We start from the raw sequence: 21,644 nt of genomic DNA, 5'->3' as shown, positions 1-21,644 counted from the left end.
ACAATGAAACTTTATAAAATTCAAAAATCTGACATCGACAAAAAGGGACGTGGCCTTTATGCTACAAAAGATATTAAAGAAGGTACTAGAATTATTGATTATGTTGGTAAAGTTATCACCAAGAAGCAAACTGAAGCGACTGAAAGGTTTGATAACGCAAAACCTATCTACTTATTTAACTTAAATAAGAAATATGACATGGATGGAGACGTGTCATGGAACCCTGCACGTTTAATAAATCACTCTTGCTCTAATAACTGTGATTATAACGGAACAGGTTTAAAATTATGGGTAATTGCTATAAAAGATATTAAAAAAGGCGAAGAGATAACAGCCGATTATGGCTTTGGCTACGATGAAGATTATAAACAATTCAAATGCAAGTGTAAGTCAAAAAATTGCTGTGGCTATATTGTTAGAGCAGAGTCTAGATGGAGAATTAATAAAAAATTTAGTATTGGCCAACAAAAAGCTAGTAAATAACTTTTTCTAAAAATAATCCTTCAGCAGGTGCAGGTGGTGCACAAAGAATTCTTTTTTTTGATTTAATAACAAATTCAAATTTTTTTAAATTCCATTTATTTTCAGCCAAGTATTTTAAACTACCTACCATTGATCGTACTTGTTGTTGTAAAAATGATTGTGATTTAAATTGTATTTCAATTCTTCCACCATTTGATTTAATCAAAACAGATTTCATAGTTTTAATTGGACTGTTTGCATTACAGCTTGACGCCCTAAAAGTAGAAAAATCTTTAGTGCCTAAAAGTTTTTTTGCACCTTTTTTCATTAACTCAATATCTAATTTTTTAATTATGTGCCAACCTCTTTCTCTTTCTAGAGAAGGCTTACTTAATCTATTAAAAATTATATATTTATAAATTCTTTGTTTAGCTGAATATCTTGCATGAAATTTTAGACTTCTTTTTTTAATTACTAAAATAGAAATACCTTTATCATTTATAAAATGATTAATTGATTTCAATAACTTATCTAAATTTTGAATTTCTTTTTTGCAGTCAAAATGAGCTGACTGCTCTATTGCATGGACACCAGTGTCTGTTCTTCCAGATCCTATCAAAACCACTTTTTCTTTTAAAAATTTTGATAACTTAACTTGTATTTCTTTTTGAATTGATTTTCCTTTAGATTGTATTTGCCAACCAACAAAACTAGTTCCTATATATTCTATTAAAACTTGATATCTAAACATTCGTTAATCTTGACCCTTTAGTTATTTGTGAACCGAGAACAAATTCATTAATATTTTGAGGCTTTTTTCCTTGTCTTTGAATTTCAATAACTTTTATAGATTTTTGATCTCCACAGCTAATTTCCAAATCACTAGTCATTACTTCACCTATCTCACCACTTTTAGTGCCTAATTCTGCTTTTAAAATTTTGTATCTTTCGTCTTTAAAAATAAAAAAGGCCCCAGGGCTTGGATATAATCCATTTATTTTTCCAATAATACTTTCTGCATTATCATTCCACTGAATTTCACCCTCCGACTTTTCAATTTTAGAAGCGTAGGTTGCTTTTGAGTCATCTTGTTCTTTAAATGTTAATTTATCTTCAAATATATCGTCTACATTTTCTATGATTTTTTCTGAAGCTAAAATTGATAGTTTATTTGATATAATTTCTGCATTATCACTATTTTTAATTACTACTCTATAGTTATTGCAGACTGGTCCAGTATCAAGTTTTTCTCCTATTTTCATAATACTAATTCCTGTTTCTTTATCTAAGTTCATAATAGACCTTTGAATAGGTGCTGCACCTCTCCACTTCGGTAGGAGGGAAGCGTGAACATTTATAAAACCTTTTTTGGAAAGATTCAAAAATTCTTTGGGTATTATTTGACCGTAGGCCACGACAATTACCAAATCTAGATCTAGTTGTTTTAAATATTCATATTCTTCTTTATTTTTTTTTAAAGTTCCTGGCGTTCTGCAATTTATATTCCGGTCTTCAGCTGCAGTTTGTATTAGTGACTTATTTATTTTTTGACCTCTTTGTGATTTTTTTGGTGGCTGTGTGTATACAGCAGGAATTATATAATTTTTTTCATATAAAGATTTTAAAATCGGTACAGCAAATGATGGTGTACCCATGAAGACAATTTTTTTTGTCATTTAAACGATTATTCTATTCGACTTAATTTTAGAAAGTTTTTTAATTATCATAGATTTTTTTAGTTTAGATAAATAATCTATAAATAAAACTCCTTCTAAGTGATCCATTTCATGCTGAATACAAGTTGCCAATAATCCAGCTGCTTTCAATAATTGTTTTTTTCCGTTATAATCTAAATATTCAACTTCACATTCATTTGGTCTTTCTATTTCAGCAAACTGATCTGGAACAGACAAGCAGCCCTCTTCATATTTTGATGTTTCATTATTTTTATTTTTAATCACCGGATTAACAAAATATCTTGGTTCCTTTTTGTCTTCATCTCTACTTATATCCATCACTATAATTCTTTTTGGTACACCTATTTGAATTGCGGCAAGACCTATTCCGGGTGCTGCATACATAGTATCCAGCATATCATCCATAAGTCTTCTTTCTTCATCACCAACATTTTCAACTGGTTTAGAAATTTGTCTTAATAGTTTGTTTGGTTCTGTTAAAATTAGCTTAACTGACATAATGACTGATTATTTTAGTATAAATTTTAAACTTTTAAAGGAAGAACTTTAAAGAGTATTCTATTTCTTAGTGGATCCGCATTTAACTGATTAAGTGTGCTTATAATAAAGTATAATGTGTCCTCATCAATATTGTTTAAGTTGTCCTGCCCTATAACCTCAACAATTCTAAGCAATGCAGCAGCCATATCACCACTTTTAACAAATATTTGAATATCAGATGGTATTTCTGAATCGTTTATTTGATATAAATCATCATATTTCTCCAAAATCTTGATGCCATCAGACTTAAAAGTCTCAACTAAAATTATATCTTTTTTAGAAAAAAAATATTTTTTATTTTTTTTAATCTTTTTTAAGAAATCATTTATGTCTTTTGTAGGATCGTTTTTTGATTTTTCTAATTTTAAATAATTTATCAATTTTGATTGATGTAAAATCTTATTATTTAATTTAATATTTGCTTGTTCCATTTCTTCATCATCTAAATTATTTTGATAAAATGTTGTAAAATTTGAAGGGACCTTATCCTCTTCTATATTTTTTAAAAAAGTTTTTAATTCTATGTTAAATGCATTCTCAATACCGTCATTCTTAAAAGAATTTTTGAGAGCATTCATTAACTGTAATTTATTCTCAATTTCAGTAGTAATTAAAATTCCTTGGTAAATTAGAGCTCTTGTCTCTACTGTTGAGAGTACTTTAGTTGATTCTTTAATATTTAATAGTTGGTTAATATTAAATTGAAATCTCTTATAGAGTTCAAATAATTCTTTCTCTGTATAATTTCCCTCGTGTGTTGCTTTTTCAATATTGGTAATTTTCTTTATATCTGTAATCTCTATATCATTGATATTATCTAATAGATTTGAAGTTGATAAATATTTCCATATTTCTTTGGATGTAGTATTTTTTGGTTCAAATTTAAATTCTGGATTTGTTCTGTGAGATAAATGAAAATCTAAAATTGTTTTTTCTGAAACTTCTATTACTGGTTCTGTATTATATCCCATCAAATAATCAATTTTTTTGTTAAACAACTTATCAGCAATACCTAATTCTAATTGAAGATCGATGAGCAATTGAGCCTCATCTCTTTTATTATTATTAATCAAACAATAAATATTAAATTTAGATAAATATAAGTCTTGTATCGGTTCTTTAATTTCAGAGAAAATTTTACAAGCTTTTTTAACATCTGATTGAGACAGATAATGATCTACTAAATGTTTAGTGAGTTTTGGGTGCTTGTTAATAATCTGATTATTTAGCAAATATTTTTCAATTAAGTCAAAATTTGAATTTTTAATAAGCCACTTTGATTTTATTTCTAAAAACTGTTCTTTTGAAATATTTATTTCTGGATAATGTGCATTTGTTAATAATAAAATATCCAAAATCTCTGCTGCATCTCTTGAAAGCTCCAATTTATCTATTCTTTTAAAGATATTTATAATTTGATCCCCGTTAGAATTAGACCACATATTAATATTTAAACCATTTTCTGCAGGATCATAAATTCCAACCAGCTTTGTTTCTTTCGAAATTAAAGTTTGTGTTTCCTCTATACTTAATTCCCCTTCTTTTTGGGACTGCATTTCATAAATACTATTCTGTGGAATATTTTTTTCCACCTCATCTTCGATTAGGGTTGTGTTTTCTTCGGGCTTTTTTTCACCTACTTCCCAGATATCCACTGGCTCTTGAGAATTGGATGCAAAACCAAAAAATAAAGAAAATAATATTACTAAAAAAAAGTTCTTACTTAACAATTTTAAGTTTTTCATTAGGGATAATTTTTTCAATATCTTTATTTGGAGATGGAAATTCAATTTTCCCAAGTAGCACGATGGCTCCAATAAAAATAATTAATACTAATACTATTTTGATTAATAGACTTTTACTACTACCACTGCTTGTGTTTTTAGAAAATTGCATATATTCTTTAATAATTTCAAATTAAGACATATTTGTGTTTTTTCAATAAAGAAAGCTTATGAATTCAAATAAAAACCTCGTTTTTTTAGGCATGATGGGGTCAGGCAAATCTTCTATTGGAGCTATAGTTTCAAAAAAATTAAACATTCCATTCATTGATATAGATGACTTAATAGAAGAACACGCTGGAATGACAATTTCAGAAATATTTGAAGTAAATGGAGAGGGCTACTTTAGAAATTTAGAGGAAAAGATAACAATTAAATCTTTAAAACAAAAAAATGTTGTTGTTTCGTTGGGCGGTGGTGGTTTTATTAATAACAAGATCAGAAAAGATGTCTTAACAAATCATTTTTCATTTTGGCTAAATTGGGATGATTTAGTTTTAATTAAAAGAATTAAAGGTAGTAAGAAAAGGCCCTTAGCCTCGAAGTCAACTGAGCAAGAAATTAAAGCCATTATTAACAAAAGAAAAAAAGTATATTCAAAAGCTAATTTTAAAATAAACTGTAATAAATTAACAAAAAGTGAAATAGTTAAAACAATAATAAAAACATATGAGTTTAATTAAATTAAAAGTTAGTACTAACAGTCAAAAATATTCAATTATTATTGGAAACAATATCTTAAAAAAAATAAATAAATTTTTGAAAGAAAGTTCTATTAATTTTAATCAATGTCTTCTTGTAATTGACAAGAATGTTCCAAAAAATTTAGTAAAAGATACTTTAAAATCTTTACCAAAAAGATCTACTACAATTCATTATTTTAATGCAAGTGAAAAAAATAAAAATCAAAGAAGTGTTAATGAGATCACATCAATTCTTTTAAAAAAAAATTTTAATAGAAATGATTGCTTAATTTCTATTGGTGGAGGTATTACTGGTGATGTGTCGGGCTTTGCAGCAAGTATGTATAAGCGAGGCCTAAGGTTTGTTAATATACCAACAACACTACTTTCGCAGGTTGACTCATCGATTGGAGGCAAAACAGGAGTAAACACCAAATACGGTAAAAACTTAATTGGCTCATTTTATCAACCTAGTCTTGTTATATCAGATATTAATTTTTTAAACACTTTACCAAAAAGAGAAGTTGTGTGTGGATATGGTGAAATTTTAAAACACTCCCTTATTGATGGTAAAAAATTTTTTTATTTTTTAAATAAGAATGGGAAAAAGATTTTAGAATTAAAAAGTCCCTTTATACAGAAAGCTATACAACAAAGCTGCTTGATTAAAAAAAAAATAGTTGAGGCTGACGAAAAAGAATTGGGTATAAGAAAAATACTAAATTTTGGACACACTTTTGCTCATGCTTTTGAGGCAGCACTGCATTATTCAGCAAGATTAAATCATGGTGAAGCAGTTATTCTTGGTGTTAAAACTGCTGCAAAATTTAGTTTATTAAATAAAATTTTGAATAAAAAAGAATTTAACTTAATTAACGATCACTTAAATGATCTAAGTCTTCCAAGGGATATTAATAAATTCTTTTCAATAAAAAATTTAAATACAATTTTATCTTTTATGAAAAAAGATAAAAAAAATAATACAAAGAAAATTAGTCTGGTTTTGCTTAAAAAAATAGGTTCCCCAATTCAAAGATTACAATTTAATGAAAAAATTATTAATCTCTTTTTAAAAAAAGAATTAACTAAGTAGTATTTGAATAGAATGTATATGTTCTTTCAGCTCATTATCTAAAGCACTATAAACTTTCTTGGTTGATTCTATTTTATTTAATTTTTTCAACTCTTCAGATTCAATAATTAATTTTAAATGGAACATTCCTTCTTGGTTTCCTTTATGATTTTTATGTAAAAAACTTTTATCTTCAATTTGAATATCCTGTATAACAATCTCTGCTTCAATTTTACTTTTAACAATTTTAATTAATTCGTTTATATTCATAAATATTAATTTATTACTATATAGCATGAAAAATATTTGTGATTGGAATAATTGCTTTGATACTGGTGAATATAAGGCGCCAATTGAGAAAGATAATAGCAAACGCTACAGACTTCTTTGCTTAGCTCATGTTAAGGAATTTAATAAAAATTGGAATTATTTTAAGGGAATGGATGATGAGCAAGTATTTGATTTTTTAAAGTCAGATATGACTTGGCACAAACCAACTCAGAGCTTTAGCTCTTCAGATAACTTTTTTAAAGTTCTATGGAACAATACTTTAAAAGATGAGTTTGATAAGACTAAACTTAGAGGTGAATATAATCATATGAATCAATTCAAATTTGATGCTAATGATATTAAAGCTTTTAGTATTCTGGGCGTTTCAGTTGGCCAAAAATGGGAGCAAATACAAGATCAATTCAAAACTCTTGTCAAAAAATTTCACCCTGATATTAATTTGGGAAATAAAGAATATGAAGAAAAACTTAAATTAATTACTTTAGCTTATACTCAGCTAAAAAATACTTATAAGGAAAAAATTGACACCTAATTTAAACATACAGCCAGACATTAAAATGTCTTTAAAACAAAGTTTTGGAATTGACTCAGATATGGAGGTTGATGCTTTCTCTAAAAAAAGCGAATACGTTCCTGAAATAGATAAAAATTATAAATTTGATAGAGACACTACTCTTGCTATCATATCAGGCTTTGCGTTTAATAAACGTGTCTTGGTTCAGGGTTATCATGGTACGGGAAAGTCTACACACATTGAACAAATCGCAGCTAGATTAAACTGGCCCTGTATTAGAGTAAACTTAGACAGTCATGTAAGTAGGATTGATCTTATTGGAAAAGATGCAATTGTTGTAAAAGATGGCAAACAAATTACAGAGTTTAAAGAAGGTATTTTACCTTGGTCTATTCAAAACCCTGTTGCGCTTGTTTTTGATGAGTATGATGCGGGAAGACCAGACGTGATGTTTGTTATTCAAAGGGTATTAGAGGCTGAAGGGAATTTTACTCTTTTAGACAAAAATAAAGTTATTAAACAAAATAAATTTTTTAGATTATTTGCAACTTCAAATACAGTTGGTTTAGGAGATACAACAGGATTGTACCATGGTACCCAACAAATAAACCAAGGACAAATGGATAGATGGAATATTGTAACATCTTTAAACTATCTTAGTCTAGATAGAGAAATGGAAATCGTTCTTGCCAAAAATAAAAATTTAAACAATCCAAAAGGTAAAGAAAAAGTATCTAATATGATTAAAGTTGCATCTTTGACTAGAAAAGGCTTTATAGCAGGAGATATATCAACGGTAATGAGCCCAAGAACTGTACTTCATTGGGCTGAAAATGCTGAAATTTTTAAAGACACAGGCTACGCTTTTCGAGTTACTTTTTTAAACAAGTGTGACGATATAGAGAAAAATACAATAGCTGAATATTATCAGAGATGTTTTGGGGAAGAGTTGCCAGAGTCGATGGTTAATATTCAGATCTAAATGAGCTCAAAAGAAGATAATTTTAAAGAGCAATTTAAACAAGCTTTAATTTCTACCGCTAAAGTAATTTCTGAAGATTACAAATTGGATATTAAAAAATTAGACAAAAATTTAAGTAATAAGAAAACTGATTTTTTTGATATAACCAATTTATCAAATAAAAATGATTTTGTTAGACTAAGAGCAGAAACTGATTCAGGTGCCTTAAAGAAAAAATTTTCTAATAAAGAAATATTTAACAAAAACCTACCTAATAATCCTTCTTGTAAATCTTTATATAATATTGCTGAAAAAATTAGGTATGAACTTCTCGGTGGCAAAATGCTCAAAGGAGTTGGGAAAAATTTAAGTGAAAACTATAGTCAAAAAATACTCTCCAATCATAAAGAGCAATTAAAAAATAAAGAAGACGTTCCTGTGACTGAAGCTTTTGAACTATATATGCTAAATAAATTCTTTAAATTAAAGCTCAACGATGTGTCTGAAAGAATGTTAGGTTTTTGGAAAAAAGAATTTGACGAATCAATTGATAAACATTTTTATTTTTTAAGTAAAAATTTGGAGGACCAAAATAATTATAGTTTGAAATTTTCAGAAATTTTGGAGAATATGGATGTATTTGCTTCAAATAATGAGGAGAATAATGAAGAAAATGATGAACAAGAAAATGAGCAAGACAATAAATCTGAGAACGATAATGACGGTCAGTCTGATGACAAAGAGGAAGAAAGCAAACAAGATGATAGTCAGACTAGTTTAGATGCTGGTTTTGATCTTAGCGATCAGCAGATGGAAGAACAATTAGAGGATTCAGATTCTTTAAAAGAGAGTACAGAAAATGTTTTACAAAAGACAAATATAAATAATATTGATCAAGATTATAAGGTATTCACCACAGAATTTGATGAAATTGCAAAAGCTGAAATATTAGAAGACATAAAAGAAACTCAAAAGTTAAGAAAAAATTTGGACCAGCAACTTGTGGGATTTCAAGATTTAATTACTAAGCTTGCTAACAAGCTACAAAGGCAACTACTCGCAAAACAAAATAGAGCATGGGAATTTGATTTAGAAGAAGGTTTACTAGACAGCTCAAAATTAACTAGAATAATTATGGATCCTTATAATTCTTTATCTTTTATGAAAGAAAAAGATCTTGATTTTAAAGACACAATCGTAACTCTATTAATAGACAATTCTGGTTCCATGAGAGGTCGGCCAATAACAATTGCAGCACTTTGTGCAGATATATTATCTAGAACCTTAGAAAGATGCTCAGTAAAAGTAGAGGTTTTAGGCTTTACCACAAAAAATTGGAAAGGTGGTAAAAGCAGAGAAGCTTGGACTAAAAGTGATAAGCCAAGAAATCCTGGAAGATTAAATGATTTAAGACATATAATTTATAAAGGCGCTGACACGCAGTGGAGACAGGCTAAAAACAATATAGGTTTAATGCTTAAAGAAGGCTTGTTAAAAGAAAATATTGATGGGGAAGCTATTTTGTGGGCCTACAACAGAATTAAAAAAAGAAAAGAAGAAAGAAAAATACTCATGGTCATTTCAGATGGTGCCCCAGTTGATGACTCAACTTTATCAGTTAATTCGGGAGATTTTTTAGAAAAACATTTAAAGAAGATGGTTAAATTTATAGAAACTAAGAGTGATGTTGAAATTTTAGCCATCGGTATTGGACATGATGTTTCTCGATATTATGATAAGGCTATTAAGATAACAGATGTGCATGAGCTTGGAGATGTGATGGTTTCTCAACTGAGTGGCTTATTTGAAAATAAAAAGAAACTACACTAAAGCTTTAACAAGTCTTCATTTTTCCATTTAATACTTACTTCAGCCCCACCTCTTGTTTGGGAATTTCTACATAAAATATTTGCATAATTCTTTTCAAGTAGAGTTTTGCCTATAAAAATTCCAAGACCTAATCCAGATTTTGATTTTATTGAAGACTTAACAGATTTTATATAAGGCTCACCAATTTTACTCAAAACATCTTTTGGATATCCCTCTCCGTCATCTTCAATCATAACTTCTGTTAAATCACTATCACTTTTTATATTAATAAAAATTTTATTTTCAGAAAACTTATTTGCATTACCAATAAAATTTCTTAGACCATAAACAATTTCTATTGATTTAGTTATATTTAGTGGATTTGAATTTTGATCATAATTAACAATAAATTCTTTCTTGCTTGTTTGTTGGAATGATTTGACTATTTCACCCACATAGTCTGCCATTGTTAAATCACCATCAATAAAATCATCTTCAATAACTGGGTTTAATGTTAATTTTTTTAAAATCTCACTACATCTCTCTAATTGACTGGCTAATAGCTCAATATCTTTTTTAATATCTTCATTATCTTTAAATTGCTCTAGTAAATCAGTAGAAATAATCTTCATTGTTGAAAACGGTGTACCTAATGAATGTGCAGCAGCAGCAGCCTGTCCACCTAACGATAATAACTCATGTTCTTTGGACATAATTTCTTCCATTTTATTTAGTGCCTCTTTCCTTATTCTAGATTCCGATCCAAACGTTAAAGCAAAATAATTTAAAAAAATTAAAGCAATAATTAATGCTATTGGAATTGAATAATAATAATAACTGTCGACATGAAAATGTTCACTAACTGGATAGGGTAAAGGTTGATTAAAAAAGGTAAGAAAAATAATCATTAAAACTGTGAAACTAACTAACAATAAATTACTTTTAAAACTTAAATTAGATGATGAAAATATAGCTGGAATAATCAAAAAAATTGAAAAAGGATTTATAATTCCACCTGTTAAGTAAATCAAACAACTCAGTTGCAGAATATCAATAAATAAAAAAAGAAATGCAGTTTTATCTATTAGCTGAGTGTGCTTATTAATATAGATTAAATAAAGATTACTTAGCACTCCAATTAAAATTATTGAATTTTCTAAAATTAAATTAAATTTAAAATCAAATACAAAATAAATAAGATTAATTGTTATAAGTTGACCAATAATAGCAATCCACTTTAGGTTGATGTAAGTCGATTTTTTTAATGAAAAATATTTTGAAGTTTCGAAAAACTTCATTATTAAATATCTAGATTTTGAACATTAATTGCATTTGAAACGATAAAATCTTTTCTCAATGCAACATCATTACCCATTAATGTGTGTATTAAATCTTGATCTTTTTTTATATCTTTTGAGTATTGAACTTGTAATAAATTTCTTGTTTCAGGGTCCAACGTGGTATTCCATAGTTCTTCTGGGTTCATTTCTCCTAATCCCTTAAACCTTTGAATACTCATTCTAGATTTTTCATCTTCATAAGCCCTAGTAAATTCTTTTGTTCCTTTTTTAATTTTTTGCAATTCTTTGTTATTCTTTAAAATATAATCTTCCAACTCTTTTTCATCTTTTATATAAATGCCTTTTGTTCCCTTATTGATTTTAAATAAAGGCGGCTGCGCAAGATAAACATGTCCATTTTCAATTAGTTTATTAAATGGTTTGTTGTTAAAGAATGTTAGCAATAATGCTCGTATATGAGAACCATCAACATCGGCATCAGTCATGATGATAATTTTTCCATATCTTAAATCTTTCAAATCAATATCCTCAACTTTTGGATCAAGACCAAGTGCATTAATTAAGGTCACAACCTCATTAGATGACATCATTTTTGCTAAAGATTTTGTTCTATGTTCGCTACCATCTCTATTGCTATTTTTTTTAAGAACAATCTCTTCCACATAAGTATTAAGAATTTTACCTCTAAGGGGTAAAACGGCTTGATTTGACCTATTTCTTCCCTGTTTAGCAGAACCACCAGCAGAATCTCCCTCAACAATAAATAATTCTGTTCCTTCTTGTTTGCCTATTTGACAATCTGCTAGTTTTCCAGGTAATCCGCTTAATTCTAAAGCACCTTTACGTCTAACATTTTCTCTAGCTTTTCTAGCAACATCTCTTGCTAGAGCTGCCTGCATTACTTTAGCTAAAATAATCTTTGATAAAGTTGGGTTTTGATCAAACCATATTGAAAGTTTTTCACTAACAATGCTTTCTACAATCATTCTAACTTCTGATGAAACAAGCTTATCTTTTGTTTGAGAAGAAAATTTAGGATCAGGTATCTTTGCTGAAATTACACACGTTAGACCTTCTTTAATATCGTCTCCTGAAATAGTTAATTTGTTTTTTTTTAATAAATTATGTTCTGTGGCATATTTATTAATTACTCTAGTAAGTGCACTCCTAAATCCTAGTAAATGAGTACCACCATCTTTTTGATAAATATTATTCGTATATGGGTAGATGTCTTCTCCATAGCTTGCATTCCACTTCAAAGAACACTCAATTTCTATATTATCTTTTTTTCCCTCTATATAAATTGGCTTCTTAAATAAATCATTTCCTGTTTTGTTTACAAGTTTTTCTCTTTTTTCATCTAAAAAATCAACGAATTCTAAAACCCCCCCATCAAACTTAAATACAATTATTTTTTCTTTTTTTTGATTTAAGTCATTAACTGTTATCTTTATTCCTTTATTCAAAAATGCAAGTTCACGCATTCTTTTAATAATTATATTTGGGGTAAATTTTATTGAAGAGAATATTTCTTTTGATGGTAAAAATGTTATTTGTGTTCCGGTCTCTTTTGATTTTCCTATAACTTTAAGAGGAGCTTTTGAGGCTCCATCTTTAAATTCCATAAAATATGTGTTTCCATCTCTATCTATTTCTAACTTTAATTTTTCTGATAATGCATTTACAACTGAAACTCCGACACCATGTAATCCGCCCGATACTTTGTATGAGTCGTGATCAAATTTTCCTCCAGCATGAAGCTGAGTCATAATAACTTCTGCAGCAGACATTTTTTCACCCTTATGCATATCAACGGGTATTCCTCTACCATCATCTCTAACAGTAATAGTTCCATCGGAGTTTATTTTAACATCTATATTTTTACAGTGTCCTGCTAAAGCTTCATCTATTGAGTTATCAACAACCTCATAAACCATATGATGCAAACCAGTTCCGTCATCTGTATCACCGATATACATGCCAGGTCTTTTTCTAACTGCTTCAAGACCTTTTAGAACTTTGATGGAGTCAGCCTGGTATGTGGAAAGATTTTTCATATTTTAATAAATGGAAGTTAAATAATTATAACATTTTTTTAAAAAAAAAGAGGTAAATTAATTTCATTAACATACAAGATATTGCTTAATTAGCATTGATTTTAATGTTTATTTAAATTTTGGAGGAGAGACAGGGATTCGAACCCTGGGTACCTTTAACAGTACACACACTTTCCAAGCGTGCGCCTTAAACCACTCGGCCACCTCTCCAATATATAGCTTGTATCAAAAGAATACCATATGATTGATTTATGTCGAAAAAAATTAAATTATTAATAATAGGTAAATATAGTTTTATAGGCTCTAATTTATACAATTTTTTAAAAACAAAAATTTTAATAAAAAGAATTTCTTACGAAAGTTTTACAAAACTAAGTAAAAAATATTTAAACTCATTTACATATATTTGTAATTGCTCAATAACTAAAGATTATCGTGATTGTAAATATAAAAAAAAAAATGATTTAGATTTTCAGATAGTAGAAAAAATTAAAAATTTAAATTGTAACTTTATATTTTTGAGTACGAGGAAAGTATATTTACCAAAAGCTAATTTATTAGAAACAAGTACTATAAAACCTAGAGATAACTATGCACTAAATAAATATATCTCTGAAAAGAAGATAAAGAAAATTATTAAAAATAAATATTTAATTTTGCGAATATCGAATTTAATAGGTAAAAAATTAAATACAAAAATTAATAGAAAAATTTCAAATACCTTTATTGATAATTATTTTAAATTTAAGCATCAAATAAATGAAAATATCTATTATGAAAATAATTTTAAAGATTTTTTATCTATCATTCAGTTTAAGGATATTTTTTATAAAATATTAAAATTAAATTTGATTGGAACTTATAATGTATCATTGGGTAAAAAAGTCTATATAAGTGAGGTTCTCAAAGCTTTAAATAAAAACTTAACTCCAACTAAATTCAAAATAAGTAACATAAAAAGTAAAGATGATTTTTATTTAAATAACAATAAGCTTTTAAAAAAAATTAAATTAAAGATAACTAAAAAAGATTTATTAAATTACTGTCATAAAATATAATCTTTGATCGCATTAGCATTATTGAGAAAATAATCTGGAAATGTGTTGTCAATTTTAATTTTTTTATATACATGCCCTCTATTGTAAAGATCCTCTAAGTTATACATTTTTTGTTTGATTATCCTAATATCTGAATATTTATTAGAACTAAATTCACTATGTGCCGAAGCTTTTAGTTTTTTAGAAATAATATCAATTGAGTAAAGATTATTAAAATGCCAACCACCGTTTTCTATTTTTTGTATACTCTTCTCAGTTCCAATTTTCCAAAAAGGTTTTTTTAAATTCTTAATTAGAATTTTTTTTCTTAGTTCGGTAAAGCTTTTTAGATTTTTTTTTCTACAAATCCTAGAGCCTTCCCATGGCGATTCATACTGATTATAAATATTTAACTTGTAGACATAAATTTTTTGCATAAAAACACCATATTTTTTCTCTAAAAAAAAATTTTCTAATCTTTGAGGATTAGGAATTTCATCTGAGTCAGAGAATAAAATATAATCATCATCTGAAGCATCAATAATACCCTCTAGTAATTTTTCACGTTGAAATTTTTCTGAGCTCCATCTATCCGTGGGATTAGGGAATTTATCTTCTATAACAATATGTCTAACTTTTTTTTTAAAACTCTGGTTTATTAAATTAAAATTAATTTTTTTTTTATCTCCTTTATGATCATAATTAGATTCACAAATTATAAAGTAATCAACAACATCTTTTAATATCTCAAATCTAGCATTTACCAAAAAATTTTCATCAAAAAATGTTATACAGTCAAAAATTTTACTCATTAATTTTAATTATGATAAGACAGTTATTTGCAATATTTTTTTCATGAAAAATATCTATAATTGAAAAATTATATTTTTTATTTTCAAAATATTTAATAAATTTATCTTGATCTTTATAATATACATCTTCTATTATATATGTTCCGTTGGGCTCAAGATACTCAATAGCATTTTCAAAAAAGCAAATATTTGCATTATATTCATGCAAGCCATCTTCTAAAATAATATCAAATTTTTTTTCACCTATATTTTTAAACATTTCTTTTATTGTGATTGGGTCTGTTTGATCTACATAAAATGTTTCTATCCTATCTTCATTTTTAAGAATATTTTTATCAATATCTGCTCCATATATATTTGCATTTTTAAAATAATCTCTCCAAGCTCTTAATGAAGCAAGAGGTATTCCATTTGAACCCATGTTACTTAATACACTTGTGTCATTTGTTCCTAAGCCAATTTCTAAAAAATTTTTTATATTATTTCTTTTATGAAAGAAAATTTCAGAATAATAGCTTGCAAAATTATGATGATTATTTCTGCCACCTTTGTCACTACCAAATAAATTCATTAAGTCAGTTAGTTGCTTATTATTTTTTGAGTTTGATAAGTATGAAAAACTCATATTCTTTTTTTTTCCAAGAAATTTTATTTTATATTTTAATTTCCTTAATTTTTCCCTGATATATTTCATTTATTTTTCCTTACTTATTTTTAATACGCCTATAAATGCTTCTTGAGGTATCTCAACTTTTCCAAATTGTTTGCCTCTAGCTTTTCCTTTTTTCTGCTTATCTAATAGTTTTCTTTTTCTGTCTCTAGCACCGCCACCATGAATTTTTGTTAAAACATCTTTTTTAAAACCTTTAATAGTTTCTCTTGCTATAATCTTTCCTCCAATTGCTGCCTGAACTGGAATCATAAAATTGTGTCGTGGAATTAAATCTCTTAATTTTTCACAAACTTCTCTTCCAACTGTTTGAGCAAAATCTTTATGAACCATCATTGATAGAGCATCTACTGGCTCAGCATTAACAAGTATTCCTAATTTTACTAAGTCTCCCTCTCTATGACCTATAATTTCATAATCAAAACTTGCATAACCACTAGTCATTGATTTAAGTCTATCATTAAAATCAAAAACAACTTCGTTTAGAGGGATTTCATAATTTAAAACCGCTCTATTACCTGAATAACTTAAATTTGTTTGTACTCCTCTTTTATCCTGACAAACTTTTATAATTGCTCCTAGATATTGATCTGGTGTAATAATCGTTGCTTTAATCCAAGGCTCTTCAATAAATTTAATTAAAGTAGGTTCTGGTAAACTTGAAGGATTTTGTAACTCTATTATTTCCCCTTTGTTCATGTGAACTTTATAAACTACTCCAGGTGTTGTGGTTAATAAATTTATATCAAATTCTCTTTCTAATCTTTCAGTTATAATTTCTAAATGCAAGAGACCTAAAAAACCACATCTAAAGCCAAGACCTAACGCAGATGAAGATTCTGCCTCATATGAAAAGCTAGCATCATTTAATTGAAGTTTGCCTAGACCATCTTTTAATTTTTGGTATTCAGAGCTGTCAACAGGAAACAATCCACAAAATACAACTGGTTTACTTGGTTTAAATCCAGGAAGTGCTTCTTGATGTGGTTTGGTTGCATCGCAAATAGTATCACCCACTTTTGTTTCTGATAAAATTTTTATTCCTGTAGTTATAAAACCAATTTCTCCTGCATTTAATTCATTAACATCTGTTGCTTTTGGAGTAAATACGCCTACTTTTTCAATTATATATTCTTGGTTGGTAGACATCATTTTGATCTTCATGTTTTTTGAAATTTTTCCGTTAATAACTCTAACTAAAATAACCACCCCTAAATAAGTGTCATACCAACTGTCAACTAATAAGCATTTTAAATCAGCATCTTTTTCTCCTTCTGGAGCTGGCAGTGACACAATAATTTGTTCTAGAATATCTTCTATACCCTCACCTGTTTTTCCAGAGCAAGGTATGGCATTTTCAGTATCAATACCTATAACTTCTTCTATTTCTTGTTTTGTTTTTTCTAGGTCTGATGCTGGTAAGTCAACTTTATTTAGTACAGGTACTATTTCATGTTTGGTGTCTAAAGCTTGATAAACATTGGCCAATGTTTGAGCCTCCACTCCTTGGGTACTATCAACAATTAAAATAGATCCTTCACATGCATACAGAGATCTACTAACTTCATAGCTAAAATCTACGTGCCCAGGAGTATCAATAATATTTAGAATGTATTCTTTTCCATCTTTTGCTTTATAATTAAGTTTAACAGTTTGAGCTTTAATAGTTATTCCTCTTTCTCTCTCAATATCCATTGAGTTCTAGAACTTGTGCCTTCATTTCTCTTTCGGTTAGTCCACCACAACTATGAATTATCCTATCTGCGATTGTTGATTTGCCGTGATCAATATGCGCAATGATTGCAAAGTTTCTGATATGATCAATTTTTGTCATGATTATGATCTAATCTTAGCACCAGTTTTGGACTCAACAGCAGAAATAATAAGTTGATTAATTTTTTTTAAATCATCTTCGGTCAATGTTTTCTCTAAAGATTGAATAATTACATTTAATGCAATTGATTTTTTACCTTCAGGAATATTGATTCCTTCATAAACATCAAATACCTTGACAGATTTTATTAATTCTTTGTCTACATTAGAGATGGTTTCCATTAATTCTTGAACTTTAAAAGTTTTATCTAAAACAAAAGCAAAATCTCTTTCCGATTTTTGAAAATCTGAATATTTATACTGGGTTTTTTGATCTTTTAATGATTTTTTTGGTTGTTTTAAATTATCTAAAAATATTTCAAACCCTACTAATGCTTCAACCTTAATGTCTAATTTTTTTAATATACCTGGGTGAATGTCACCAAAAAAAGCAACTACTTTTTCTTTACCTTTGTTAAGAAATATTCTTCCTGATTTTCCAGGATGATAATAGCTTGGCGTTCCATCATCAATATAAAGCTTGTCTTTATTGTAACCTGCTTCAACTAAACTTTTGATGACATCACTTTTAACATCAAACACATCTACTGGTCTTTCTTTTTCCAACCAGCTCTGCCTAGCCAATTTTCCCGATCTTAATCCAGTAGCTACAGTTTGTTGCTCACCTGGCTCAGATCCTAAAAAAGTTGGGCCTATTTCAAAAAATGACAAATCTTTAAATCCTCTTCCTAAATTCTTATTCAAATGGACAATCAAATTAGAAAAAATTGAACTTCGCAAAACGTTCAAATCAGAATTTATAGGATTAATTATTTTAATTTCTTTGTTATTTTCAATGAATAGCTGATTAATTTTACTATCAGTAAAAGACCATGTGATAGCCTCAAAATAACCCTTAGAAGCAATAGATCTTTGTAAAAAATGAAATAACTTTTGTTTTAAATTTAATGTTTGTTTTTTTCTAACTTTTTCAGGTTCAATAGTTTTAATTTGATCATAACCCTTAATTCTTACAAGTTCTTCTACCACATCAACTTCTTGTGAAATATCTGGTCTCCAAGATGGTATAACGACATCTAGCAATCCCTTGTTTTCTTTAATTTCAAATCCTAGGTTATCTAAGATTGTGATCATTTCTTTTATATCGATATTAAATCCGGTAATTTTTTCAAACAAAGAAGGATCAAATTTTAATGATTTTTTTTTAACATCTTCAATTTTTTGAATATCAAATTCACTAACTTCACCACCGCATATTTCTTGTATTAGGTTAGCTGCTCTTTCAAGCCCTTGATCAATTGATAATGGGTCAATACCTCTTTCAAATCTAAATTTTGCATCTGTGTCTATATTTAAGATTTTAGATGATTTTCTGATTGATCGTGGGCTAAAGTAAGCAGACTCAATTAATACATTTTTTGTATCCAGCTCAGTTCCAGTTCTTGTGCCTCCTATTATACCACCAAGACCTAATACACCTGACGAATCTGATATGACACACATCTCATCCTCTAATTTATACTCCTTATTATCTAATGCTTCAAATGTTTCACCTTTTTTAGAATTTCTTATAACCATTCCTTTGTCTATTTTATCAACATCATATACGTGAAGTGGTCTATTTAAGTCAAACATTACATAATTTGTAATATCAACTATTGCCGAAATAGGTTTTTGGCCTAGAGAAATTATTTTGTCTTTTAGCCACTCTGGACTTTCAGTATTTTTTATCCCTTTAATTAAACAACTACCAAAGGATATACATGCTTGATTTTTTTCATTTTCAATTTTTACACTAATTGTTTGTTTATTTTTTTTATCAAGTTTTTTTTCTTTTTGATTTATTAATATTCCCGCACCTGCAGCAGCTAAATCTCTTGCTATCCCTCTTACACCTAAGCAATCTGCTCTATTTGGTGTAATGGAAATATCAATTACATTTAAATTTTTTTTTGGAAAATAATTTTCTCCTACTTTTTTATTATATTTTTCTGGTAAAAGCTCTGTTATGCCATCACTTTCGTTTGATAGATTAAGTTCAGATTCTGAACAAAGCATTCCATATGAGGTTACACCTCTTATTTTACTTACCACCAATTTCATTTGGCTTTTTGGTACTACAGCACCAGGAGGAGCATAAATTGTTAACAAACCTTCTTTAGCATTTGGAGCTCCACAAACAACTTTTACTGGTTCGCCTGAACCTATATCAACATCACATACTCTAAGCCTATCTGCATCAGGATGCTTTTCAGCCTTCAAAATTTTGGCAACTACAAATTCATCAAGCTCTCCTGATTGACTATCAACACCCTCTACTTCTAAACCAATATCTGTAAGTTTATCGATGATTTGATTTTCATTAAATTTGGTATCTAAATGATCTTTAAGCCATGCTGTTGTAATCTTCATCGGCTTAAGCCCCTATAGTTTGTTGGGACATCTATTGGATCAAATCCAAAATGATTTAGCCATCTATAGTCACAATCAAAAAAAGCTCTTAAATCATTAATGCCATATTTTAACATTGCGAGCCTATCTATTCCTATTCCAAATGCATAACCTTGGAATTCATCAGGATTTACTTTAACATTTTTTAAAACATTGGGATGAACCATTCCACAGCCTAAAACTTCTAGCCATTTATCACCTTCCCCGATTACTATTTTTCCATCTTTTATTTCATAACCAATATCAACTTCTGCAGATGGCTCTGTAAATGGGAAATGACTAGGTCTAAATCTCATTTTAATTTTATCAACTTCAAAAAACTCTTTAATAAAATAGTTTAAGCATCCTTTTAAGTGCCCCATATTAATATTTTTATCGATATGTAGACCTTCAACTTGATGAAACATTGGTGTATGGGTTTGATCGCTGTCAGATCTATATGTTCTACCTGGCGCTATTATTTTAAAAGGTGGTTTATCATTAAGCATTGTTCTAATTTGAACTGGAGAAGTATGTGTTCTTAATAATAGTTCTTTTGCATCATCTAAATAAAAAGTATCATGCATATCTCTTGCGGGATGGTTATCAGGCGTATTTAATGCAGTAAAATTATTATATTCATTTTCAACATCTGGTCCTTCTTCTACACTAAAACCAATTTCTGAAAAAATTGAAGAAATTTCATCTATGACTTGAGATACAGGATGAATTTTTCCCTGAACAAAAGGTCTTTCTGGTAAAGTTATATCTATTTTTTCTTTTTCTAACTTTTTGTTAATCTCTTTTGTTTCAATATCGTTAATTTTTATAGTAATCAAATTTTCAAGTTCATTTTTGACTAAGTTTAAATTTGATGCAAATTTTTTTCTTTCTTCTTCTGCTAATTTTCCAAGCTGTTTAAATTGTGAGCTGATTAACCCAGTTTTACCAAATAGTTCTGTTTTAATTTGATTAACTTGATTTAAATCTAAATTCTCTTTTAACTTTAAAAGAAATTCATCTTTTATTTTTTTAATATCAGACATATTGAGAGATTATTTCTTCGCCGAAGAAAAACAATAGTGAAGATTAATTTAGTGCCGATTGAGCTTTTTGAACGATCGTTTTAAAGGCTTCTGGGCTATCGTATGCTATTTCAGCTAGTATTTTTCTATCTAACTTAATTCCACATTTAGTTAAGCCATTAATAAATTTTGAATAAGTTAATCCTTCAGATCTAACACCTGCATTGATCCTTTGTATCCATAAAGATTTGAATTCTCTTTTTTTAGTTCTACGGTCTCTATAAGCATATTGCATAGCTTTTTCCATGGCCTGCTTTGCAACTCTTATAGTATTTTTTCTTCTGCCCCATTGACCTTTGACAGCTTTTAAAACTTTTTTATGTTTAGCGTGACTTGTTACGCCTCTTTTTACTCTAGCCATTTTATCCTCTTAAACTGTAAGGCATGTATGATTTAACTATTTTGCCATCTTGTTTTGACATAGCAGTCGTGCCTCTTAATTTTCTAATTTGTGAATTTGTTCTTTTTATCATGCCATGTCTCTTTCCAGCTTGAGCCATCATAACTTTCCCTGTAGCTGAGATCTTAAAGCGTTTCTTTGCTGAACTTTTAGTTTTTAATTTTGGCATAATTCTGCGGACTTATACAAATATTGGAATGGATTTA

The 21,644-nt window shown here is 28.3% G+C and carries 21 protein-coding genes, 1 tRNA gene and 1 pseudogene; 7 read left to right on the top strand and 16 right to left on the bottom strand.

Going from position 1 to position 21,644, the window contains the following annotated elements; all coding sequences use genetic code 11:
* Positions 1 to 3 precede the first annotated feature (3 nt).
* A complete protein-coding gene (locus ABXT48_RS00295; protein ID WP_415302979.1) occupies positions 4 to 483 on the top strand; it encodes an SET domain-containing protein in 480 nt (159 codons plus the stop codon).
* Here the strand turns inward: ABXT48_RS00295 and truA are convergent.
* Genes truA through ABXT48_RS00270 form a run of 5 tightly spaced genes read right to left on the bottom strand, consistent with a single transcriptional unit; the run spans position 473 to position 4,595 of the window.
* Entirely contained in the window at positions 473 to 1,213 is a 741-nt protein-coding gene (truA, locus tag ABXT48_RS00290) for a tRNA pseudouridine(38-40) synthase TruA (RefSeq protein WP_415302978.1), read from the bottom strand. The two genes, ABXT48_RS00295 and truA, sit on opposite strands and share 11 nt — an antisense overlap.
* A complete protein-coding gene (fmt, locus tag ABXT48_RS00285) occupies positions 1,206 to 2,138 on the bottom strand; it encodes a methionyl-tRNA formyltransferase (RefSeq protein ID WP_415302977.1) in 933 nt (310 codons plus the stop codon). The genes truA and fmt overlap by 8 nt, the downstream gene beginning before the upstream one ends.
* Positions 2,139 to 2,657 carry a peptide deformylase gene (gene def / locus ABXT48_RS00280; protein WP_415286526.1) on the bottom strand — a complete coding sequence of 173 codons (519 nt, stop codon included), beginning with the start codon at positions 2,655 to 2,657 and terminating at the stop codon, positions 2,139 to 2,141.
* Positions 2,658 to 2,683: 26 nt separating this feature from the next.
* The gene (locus tag ABXT48_RS00275) at positions 2,684 to 4,444 is read right to left on the bottom strand and encodes a hypothetical protein (protein ID WP_415286525.1); all 1,761 of its coding nucleotides are present in this window, start codon (positions 4,442 to 4,444) and stop codon (positions 2,684 to 2,686) included.
* On the bottom strand, positions 4,419 to 4,595 hold the full coding sequence (locus ABXT48_RS00270; protein ID WP_415286524.1) for a hypothetical protein: 177 nt from the start codon (positions 4,593 to 4,595) through the stop codon (positions 4,419 to 4,421). Before ABXT48_RS00270 ends, ABXT48_RS00275 begins: the two co-directional genes overlap by 26 nt.
* Before the next feature lie 58 nt (positions 4,596 to 4,653).
* Here ABXT48_RS00270 and ABXT48_RS00265 point away from each other — a divergent pair, with 58 nt between their 5' ends.
* Together ABXT48_RS00265 and aroB are read left to right on the top strand one after the other, a co-directional pair.
* Positions 4,654 to 5,166 (top strand): shikimate kinase, encoded by a 513-nt coding sequence (locus tag ABXT48_RS00265; protein ID WP_415286523.1) that lies wholly within the window; start codon positions 4,654 to 4,656, stop codon positions 5,164 to 5,166.
* Positions 5,153 to 6,259, top strand: coding sequence for a 3-dehydroquinate synthase (gene aroB, locus ABXT48_RS00260; RefSeq protein ID WP_415286522.1), 1,107 nt, complete (start codon positions 5,153 to 5,155; stop codon positions 6,257 to 6,259). Before ABXT48_RS00265 ends, aroB begins: the two co-directional genes overlap by 14 nt.
* On the opposite strand, the gene ABXT48_RS00255 is transcribed toward aroB, so the two are convergent.
* On the bottom strand, positions 6,248 to 6,508 hold the full coding sequence (locus tag ABXT48_RS00255; protein ID WP_415286521.1) for a BolA/IbaG family iron-sulfur metabolism protein: 261 nt from the start codon (positions 6,506 to 6,508) through the stop codon (positions 6,248 to 6,250). The two genes, aroB and ABXT48_RS00255, sit on opposite strands and share 12 nt — an antisense overlap.
* 25 nt (positions 6,509 to 6,533) lie before the next feature.
* On the opposite strand from ABXT48_RS00255, the gene ABXT48_RS00250 reads away from it, so the two are divergent.
* The 3 genes from ABXT48_RS00250 to ABXT48_RS00240 are packed head-to-tail and all read left to right on the top strand — an operon-like array spanning position 6,534 to position 9,834.
* Complete coding sequence (locus tag ABXT48_RS00250; protein ID WP_006997453.1) at positions 6,534 to 7,061, top strand: J domain-containing protein; 528 nt, start codon at positions 6,534 to 6,536, stop codon at positions 7,059 to 7,061.
* Positions 7,051 to 8,025 (top strand): cobaltochelatase subunit CobS, encoded by a 975-nt coding sequence (gene cobS / locus ABXT48_RS00245; RefSeq protein ID WP_415286520.1) that lies wholly within the window; start codon positions 7,051 to 7,053, stop codon positions 8,023 to 8,025. Before ABXT48_RS00250 ends, cobS begins: the two co-directional genes overlap by 11 nt.
* A complete protein-coding gene (locus ABXT48_RS00240) occupies positions 8,026 to 9,834 on the top strand; it encodes a cobaltochelatase CobT-related protein (RefSeq protein WP_415286519.1) in 1,809 nt (602 codons plus the stop codon).
* On the opposite strand, the gene ABXT48_RS00235 is transcribed toward ABXT48_RS00240, so the two are convergent.
* The 3 genes from ABXT48_RS00235 to ABXT48_RS00225 all read right to left on the bottom strand — a co-directional run bounded on the left by ABXT48_RS00235 (position 9,831) and on the right by ABXT48_RS00225 (position 13,381).
* Positions 9,831 to 11,111 (bottom strand): ActS/PrrB/RegB family redox-sensitive histidine kinase, encoded by a 1,281-nt coding sequence (locus ABXT48_RS00235; RefSeq protein WP_415286518.1) that lies wholly within the window; start codon positions 11,109 to 11,111, stop codon positions 9,831 to 9,833. The two genes, ABXT48_RS00240 and ABXT48_RS00235, sit on opposite strands and share 4 nt — an antisense overlap.
* A gap of 2 nt (positions 11,112 to 11,113) precedes the next feature.
* Positions 11,114 to 13,171 (bottom strand): DNA gyrase subunit B, encoded by a 2,058-nt coding sequence (locus ABXT48_RS00230; RefSeq protein ID WP_415286517.1) that lies wholly within the window; start codon positions 13,169 to 13,171, stop codon positions 11,114 to 11,116.
* Positions 13,172 to 13,291: 120 nt separating this feature from the next.
* Positions 13,292 to 13,381 (bottom strand) — tRNA-Ser (locus tag ABXT48_RS00225).
* A gap of 41 nt (positions 13,382 to 13,422) precedes the next feature.
* Between ABXT48_RS00225 and ABXT48_RS00220 the strand changes: the two genes are divergently transcribed.
* Positions 13,423 to 14,229: an NAD-dependent epimerase/dehydratase family protein gene (locus tag ABXT48_RS00220; protein ID WP_415302975.1), complete on the top strand. Its 807-nt coding sequence runs from the start codon at positions 13,423 to 13,425 to the stop codon at positions 14,227 to 14,229.
* On the opposite strand, the gene ABXT48_RS00215 is transcribed toward ABXT48_RS00220, so the two are convergent.
* The 7 genes and pseudogenes from ABXT48_RS00215 to rpmI form a co-directional block, all read right to left on the bottom strand.
* Complete coding sequence (locus ABXT48_RS00215; protein WP_415302973.1) at positions 14,217 to 15,020, bottom strand: glycosyl transferase family 17; 804 nt, start codon at positions 15,018 to 15,020, stop codon at positions 14,217 to 14,219. The two genes, ABXT48_RS00220 and ABXT48_RS00215, sit on opposite strands and share 13 nt — an antisense overlap.
* Complete coding sequence (locus ABXT48_RS00210; protein ID WP_415302972.1) at positions 15,013 to 15,714, bottom strand: class I SAM-dependent methyltransferase; 702 nt, start codon at positions 15,712 to 15,714, stop codon at positions 15,013 to 15,015. Before ABXT48_RS00210 ends, ABXT48_RS00215 begins: the two co-directional genes overlap by 8 nt.
* Positions 15,715 to 17,524, bottom strand: a pseudogene (lepA, locus tag ABXT48_RS00205) (translation elongation factor 4).
* Between the two features lie 2 nt (positions 17,525 to 17,526).
* The gene (gene pheT / locus ABXT48_RS00200) at positions 17,527 to 19,935 is read right to left on the bottom strand and encodes a phenylalanine--tRNA ligase subunit beta (protein ID WP_415286505.1); all 2,409 of its coding nucleotides are present in this window, start codon (positions 19,933 to 19,935) and stop codon (positions 17,527 to 17,529) included.
* The gene (gene pheS, locus ABXT48_RS00195; RefSeq protein WP_415286504.1) at positions 19,932 to 20,999 is read right to left on the bottom strand and encodes a phenylalanine--tRNA ligase subunit alpha; all 1,068 of its coding nucleotides are present in this window, start codon (positions 20,997 to 20,999) and stop codon (positions 19,932 to 19,934) included. Before pheS ends, pheT begins: the two co-directional genes overlap by 4 nt.
* A 43-nt stretch (positions 21,000 to 21,042) precedes the next feature.
* Positions 21,043 to 21,399, bottom strand: coding sequence for a 50S ribosomal protein L20 (rplT, locus tag ABXT48_RS00190; RefSeq protein ID WP_168606836.1), 357 nt, complete (start codon positions 21,397 to 21,399; stop codon positions 21,043 to 21,045).
* A gap of 1 nt (position 21,400) precedes the next feature.
* A complete protein-coding gene (gene rpmI / locus ABXT48_RS00185) occupies positions 21,401 to 21,607 on the bottom strand; it encodes a 50S ribosomal protein L35 (RefSeq protein ID WP_006997462.1) in 207 nt (68 codons plus the stop codon).
* Positions 21,608 to 21,644 lie beyond the last annotated feature (37 nt).

The sequence above is a fragment of the Candidatus Pelagibacter sp. Uisw_101 genome (genome assembly GCF_047727615.1).
In the GTDB taxonomy this organism is placed as follows: domain Bacteria; phylum Pseudomonadota; class Alphaproteobacteria; order Pelagibacterales; family Pelagibacteraceae; genus Pelagibacter.
The sequence above is the reverse complement of the archived record's forward strand: the minus strand, read 5'-3'. Positions and strand labels throughout refer to the sequence as shown.